The 6,396-nt window shown below is 30.4% G+C and carries 5 protein-coding genes and 1 pseudogene; 3 read left to right on the top strand and 3 right to left on the bottom strand.

The genetic code is table 11. The annotated features are described in order from the left end of the window. The first annotated feature begins 290 nt into the window (after window positions 1-290). Together sdaAB and sdaAA are read left to right on the top strand one after the other, a co-directional pair. On the top strand, window positions 291-959 hold the full coding sequence (gene sdaAB / locus ACTHW2_RS09710; protein ID WP_442263730.1) for an L-serine ammonia-lyase, iron-sulfur-dependent subunit beta: 669 nt from the start codon (window positions 291-293) through the stop codon (window positions 957-959). Window positions 960-965: 6 nt separating this feature from the next. Then, window positions 966-1,835, top strand: coding sequence for an L-serine ammonia-lyase, iron-sulfur-dependent, subunit alpha (gene sdaAA / locus ACTHW2_RS09705; RefSeq protein WP_442263729.1), 870 nt, complete (start codon window positions 966-968; stop codon window positions 1,833-1,835). A 32-nt stretch (window positions 1,836-1,867) separates the two neighbouring features. Here the strand turns inward: sdaAA and ACTHW2_RS09700 are convergent, their stop codons facing one another. Next, window positions 1,868-3,235 (bottom strand): MATE family efflux transporter, encoded by a 1,368-nt coding sequence (locus ACTHW2_RS09700; protein WP_442263728.1) that lies wholly within the window; start codon window positions 3,233-3,235, stop codon window positions 1,868-1,870. Between the two features lie 221 nt (window positions 3,236-3,456). On the opposite strand from ACTHW2_RS09700, the gene ACTHW2_RS09695 reads away from it, so the two are divergent. After that, the gene (locus tag ACTHW2_RS09695) at window positions 3,457-4,437 is read left to right on the top strand and encodes a tocopherol cyclase family protein (protein WP_442263727.1); all 981 of its coding nucleotides are present in this window, start codon (window positions 3,457-3,459) and stop codon (window positions 4,435-4,437) included. Window positions 4,438-4,500: 63 nt separating this feature from the next. Here ACTHW2_RS09695 and ACTHW2_RS09690 read toward each other — a convergent pair whose 3' ends face one another. Further along, the gene (locus ACTHW2_RS09690) at window positions 4,501-5,970 is read right to left on the bottom strand and encodes a Na+/H+ antiporter NhaC family protein (RefSeq protein ID WP_442263726.1); all 1,470 of its coding nucleotides are present in this window, start codon (window positions 5,968-5,970) and stop codon (window positions 4,501-4,503) included. Window positions 5,971-6,083: 113 nt separating this feature from the next. Further along, window positions 6,084-6,396: pseudogene (locus ACTHW2_RS09685) on the bottom strand (phospho-sugar mutase); the annotation flags it as partial.

Here is a 6,396-nt window from a genome sequence, read left to right as displayed (position 1 = left end):
CCAGCTGGTTATTAAATATTTTTAAGTTTCCTATTGACAATTCTTAGCTGGACTTTTTTTCTTAATTTCTATATTTCTATTATATACCATTTTCATTATATTACAATATATATTTATTGATAATCAATAAATATATATTGTAATATAATGTATTCTCATGAAATTAATATCTAGGTGAATAAACTTCTTGTTAATAGTTCCATTGTTAAGTATAATTGAGATATAAGTAAGATACTATCAAAAATATATTCTACATATTTTGATATATAGATAAGATTGAGGAGGTAACAATGAAAGATTATAGTGTATTTGATATATTAGGTCCAATTATGATAGGTCCATCAAGTTCTCATACAGCAGGTGCTGCAAGACTTGCTAGAATAGCTAAAGAAATTGCTGGAGATGGTTTTTATAAAGTTATATTTATGTTACATGGTTCTTTTGCTAAGACATATAAAGGTCATGGCACTGATAAGGCACTTGTAGGTGGTATATTAGGTTATGATCCAGATGATGCAAATATAAAAACTTCTTTGGAAGAAGCTAGCAAAAAAGATATAGAAGTATCATTTGAAGAAATAGATTTGGGATATGTTCATCCAAACACTGTGAAGCTTATTTTTAAATATAGAGATAAGGAAGATTTTTATATAAGCGGTTCTTCTATCGGCGGTGGAAATATAATTATAAACGATATAAATGGCAATAGTGTAAACTTAGCTGCAGATAAACCCACTTTAATTTTAAAGTATGAAGATAGGCAAGGTGTTATAAGTGAAGTTGGTACTATATTTGCAGATAAAAACTTAAATATTGCAACAATGAAAGTTACTAGAGAAAAAAATGTTGCTACCATGATTTGTGAATCTGATTCTATTTTAGATGATCATTTGATTAGTGAAGTTTCCAATTTAAAGGGAATTTCATATAAAAAATTTATAAATCCAATAGAGAGGTGAATTTAATTGTTTAATAGAGCGGAAGAAATACTTCAAAAATGTAAGGAAGAAAACAAATCTATATCAGATGTTATTATAGAAAAAGAAATGGAAAGCTTTGGACTTACTTATGAAAAACTTATAGAAAAAATGAGAGAGTCACTAGAAGTAATGAAACTTTCTGCAAATGCAGGACTTGAAAAAGAAGTAAAGTCTGTATCAGGTTTAACTGGTGGAAATGCTAAGAAAATAGAAGATTATAAAAATAAAGGTAAAACACTTGCTGGGAACTTTATTAACTCAGCCATGGCTAAAGCTTTTTCAACAGCTGAAGTAAATGCAAGTATGGGGAAAATAGTTGCCTCTCCTACTGCTGGAGCATCTGGAATAATTCCTAGTGCATTTTTATCAGTTAAAGAAAAGTTAGATTTGAGTGATGAAGATCTTATTAAAGGCCTATTTACATCAGCTGGAATTGGAGAGATTATAGCTAAAAACTCTACCATATCTGGAGCTGAGGGTGGATGTCAGGCAGAATGTGGTGCTGCAGCTGCTATGGCAGCTGGTGCTTTAGTTGAAATGGCTGGAGGAGATCCTGAAGATTCATTTAATGCATCTTCTTTTGCACTTACAAATATAATGGGCTTAGTATGTGACCCTGTAGCGGGTTTAGTAGAATATCCATGTGCTCTTAGAAATTCATCAGGAGTTGTAAATGCTATTACATCAGCAGATATGGCTCTTGCTAAAGTTCAGTCACTAGTACCATTTGATGAAGTAGTTGATGCAATGTCTAAAGTAGGTAAATCTATGCCTGCAGCTTTAAGGGAAACAGCGATGGGCGGATTAGCAGCAACTCCTACTGGCAAAATGTGTAGTAAAAAAATATTAGGCTAAAAAAATCAGTCTCATTAATGAGACTGATTTTTTTATCTTATAACTACATATTTCCACTTACCTGTCCTAAATCTATAGTTTACTAAGATCCATCTTATAAATTGGTCTATTAATATGGCTAGCCATGCTCCTACCAATCCTGTTCCAACTATTATTACAAAATAATATGCAAGTGCTACTCTTATAATAAGGATTCCTATAAAAGATGACATAAGGGTGAATATAGTATCTCCTGCTCCCCTAAGACCTCCTGCGACTATGAGAGATGAACTTTGGAAAGGTTGTATAAATGCTATTAACTTTAAGATTTGTCCAGCCTGACCTATAACTTGTGGGTCATTAGAATATAAACTAGCTATAGCTCCACCAAAGAAGAAAAATATTATAGCCATAAACCCAGATACAAGTGAGCCTATTTTGCTACAAGTTTTTATATATTTTTCTGCCAATACAGGTTCATCAGCTCCCAAACTCTTACCAGTTAATGTTGAAGCTGCTATACCAAAGGCTTGTCCAGGCGTAAATGATAAACTTAGTATATTTATAGCTATTTGATGTGTAGCATATGCTACAGTTCCAAGTGATGCTACAATTCTAATAAAAAGGAGTACACCAAGTCTCATAGCTATTTGTTCTAAAGATGCTGGTACACCAATTTTCACAAGATTAAATATAATATCTTTTTCTACTCTAAACTTTTCTTTTAAATTTATATGAATGGTACTATCTTTTTTCAATATATATATAAGAGAAAGTATGGTTGCAATTACTTGGGAAAGTGCTGTAGATATACCAGCTCCTGTTACCCCAAGGGCTGGGAAACCCATTAGTCCATAAATAAGAACTAAGTTTCCAATTACGTTTAAAAGATTTACAAATACATTAATCTTCATAGGGGTTTTAGTATCTCCAACTCCTCTTAAAGATGCAAATATAGCAAAGTTAAGTGATTGAAATAAAAACCCTAACATTATTATTTTAAAATATGTGCTTCCAATTGCAATAGTATCTCCATGTGCACCTAAAAATTTCATAAGTCCTGGTGCAAAACTAATGGATAATATAACTATTGGGATAGCTAAAAACATTTGTGTTATAAGTATAATATGTTTTACTACAGACTCTACTCTATCTTCTCTGTGCCCCCCCATATACCTAGCTATCATAGCTGTAGCGCCTATACTTAAAGCTTGAACTAAAGATAAACCTATTAAAACTAATTGGTTTGTAATTCCAACCGACGCTATACCTGCTGCTGATGTAGCATTATCTCCAAAGTTCCCAAGCATTATCATATCAACCATTCCAAATAAAGTTCCCATTAAAAGTTCTATGAAAACTGGACCTGCTATTTTATTCACTTCAGATCGTACGCCTTTTTTCGAATGTAAATCTTCCATAATTTCACCTACATTTTCATTTTATATAGTATATGTCTATATCATTCAAAGAATTATATCACAATAAAAAAAGAATACAATCACTAGAAACCTGTCCTACAATATATACCACTCATCTTTATTTAAATATCTATATATGGATTTTAACTATTAAGCTTTAATTTTAAACTTTAAGGTATATATAGCTTATACTTATACAAAATACCATTAGAGGTGAAAAAATGGGTTCACGAAATAAAGATAGCATAAATTTTAGAAATTTAAAACGTAAAAACTATTTTGAAGGTTGGTATTATAAGCTTGTATCCAGCGATGGAAAAACTATTATATCTTTTATTCCAAGTTTTCACAGAAATGAAAAAGAATCTTATGCTATGCTTCAGTGTGTTTTAGGAAGGTTAGATAAGAACTGGGATGTTACAACTGACTATAAAAGATATGATATAAAGGAATTTTCAACTAATAAAAATCCTTTTAATTTAAAAATAGATACCAACTCTTTTTTTAAAGATGGAATAAATATAAATTTTTCAAATAGTGAGTTTGAAATAAAGGGTGAAATTAACTTCTCTAATATGAAAGAACTTCCAAGTTCCTTTATAAGTCCTGATATTATGGGTTTGTTTTCTTATTTGCCAGCTTTAGAATGCATACACGATATAGTAAGCTTGGACCACAAATTAGATGGAAATTTAAATATAAATGGAGAAGATATTTGTTTTAATGAGGGAAGAGGATATATTGAAAAAGATCTTGGTAGTTCTTTTCCAAAATATTATATCTGGCTTCAGTCTAATCACTTTAGTAAAAGACCTAGCTCACTTTTTTTCTCTTGGGCTGATATACCTTTTGGTCCTACTAGTTTTGATGGATTCATCTGCCATTTATGGACAGGTGATAGAGATATAAGATTTGCCACTTATAATATGAGTAAATGTAAAATAAAACATAATTCCAAAACAAGCATAGAAGTATCCTTAGAAAATAAACATTATAAATTAAAAATATTTGCTCATAAAAAATCTTTTGTAAATTTGGAAGCACCTATAGATGGTCTAATGGGTGCGCAGATAAAGGAAGGTCTTGGCGGTGAAATAATTTATGAACTTTTAAATAAAAAATCAGGAGAGATTTTAAGAGATAAGTCTAATCTTAGCGGAGTTGAAATTATGGATAAATTGATTTTAAATAAGCAAATATAATTTATTATAAATATTAAATAATCTTATAATAGTTAGAAAACTATTATAAGATTATTTCAAAGTCTATATTTTATTATTTTCTTTATTTAGCTTTACATCTGGTTCACTAGGAATTTTAAACAATGGAATATATCTATCAAGTCCAGTTATTGTTAAAAGCAATATGGAAACTACTACTACAATAGCCATAAAGTTATATTTTATAATATCAAAAACTTGAAAATCATATAAAGGATATGCTGTATTTGCTATACCTATAAAATATCCTACATAAACATGCCATGGAATAAGCTGTGATCCAAATACTGCAAGGGCATCTGAAAAAGTAGCATTTCTAAGTGCTAGTGTATACATATCTTCTTTGCTTCCCTCTATATTTTTTTCTGTCAATTCTTTGATTATAGGTCCTATAGTTACTACTTGTGCCATTTCATCAGCTAAGGCTGCATTTCCTATAATAGATAAAAGTCCATTTGCAAACATAAGCTGTCTAACATTTTTAACCATTTTTAAAATTAAATTTGACAATGGATTAAATGCTTGAATTTTTCCCATTATACCTCCAAATGCTCCCATCCACATCATCATCACTATAACCCATGAACCTGCATCTGAAAAACCACTATAAATTAAATCTGAAAATGTTTTTATAGAAGTTACGGTTCCAGCCATAAGCCCAAATATAAGTGATGATAGTATACCTACTCCTAGACAGGCTATAGTTGGAAGGCCCTTTATAGCTAGTATTAAGACTAACAATAAAGGTGTTATCATATAAAATGGTACTCCTTCTTTAACTTGATTTAATAGTTCTACTGCTACTGGTTTTTCTTGCATTAAATTATTCCAAACTTCTTGTGGTATCTCATTGATAGCATCTGAAGCGCTACCTACTATTGAAGGAAGATTAAAACTAAAAACAAAGAATAAAAATGCTGAAAATATAAGACATAGAATAGACCAAACTCCTTGATGCCTAATCCTATCTATTACATCGACCTTCTGAATTCCAGAACTTATAACAGTAGTATCTGATATAAGTCCTATATTGTCTCCAAAACAAGATCCTCCTGCTATAGCACCAAGGGTAAGCAGTATGTTGCCTCCTACTATATGATTAAGCCATAAAAATATAGGTGCTGTTGCAGCAAATGTACCCCATGAAGTCCCCGTTGCTATGGATAGAATTGCCGTTACTATAAAAGTTGTAACTCCAATAGTCCTAGCAGTAAGACCAAGTTTTAAAGATATATTAATAATAGACGCACCTACCCCTGTTGCCATAAATATTTCTGCCATAGCGTAAGCAAACATTAAAATAAAAAAGACTAACTGCAAGCCCTTTACATTTTCAACCATTGTATCTACAATTTCATTAAATTTCATTTTTTCCGTTATATAAGCTATAATGGCAGCATAAATTGTAACTATTGGCGCTATAACTAATATATCTAAACCTAAGTTACCAATGTTGCTACCAATCATAAGTCCTGCTAATAAAAATACAGGGGATAGTTTTAATAATGCAATCATATAATCATGTCCAATCTATTTATTTTATTTATTCTTATGTTTATTTATACATACACAACAAAAATCACTTCTCATTTAAGAGAATGTGATTTTTGTTATTTAAATTTATAATACTATTCTACACTTTTAAGTTTATCTACTACAGTTTTTTCTATTGATTGTATTTTATGCTCAGCTTCTTTTTCTACTTTGTCTTTACTATAGATATATATCTTAATTTTAGGCTCAGTTCCAGAAGGTCTTATTGTATACCAAGAACCATCGTCTAATTTGTATTCTAAAACATTGCTCTTATCCATTTCAGTATCATCTAAAAGGTAATCTGTTAAAGTTTCAAGTTTCATATTTCCAACTTCTTTTATAGGATTTTTTCTAAAATAATCCATCATTCGTTCTATTCTCTTGCTTCCTTCTATACCTTCTAAT

Source organism: Tissierella sp. (assembly GCF_052089545.1).
Lineage (GTDB): Bacteria > Bacillota > Clostridia > Tissierellales > Tissierellaceae > Tissierella_A.
The sequence above is the reverse complement of the archived record's forward strand: the minus strand, read 5'-3'. Positions and strand labels throughout refer to the sequence as shown.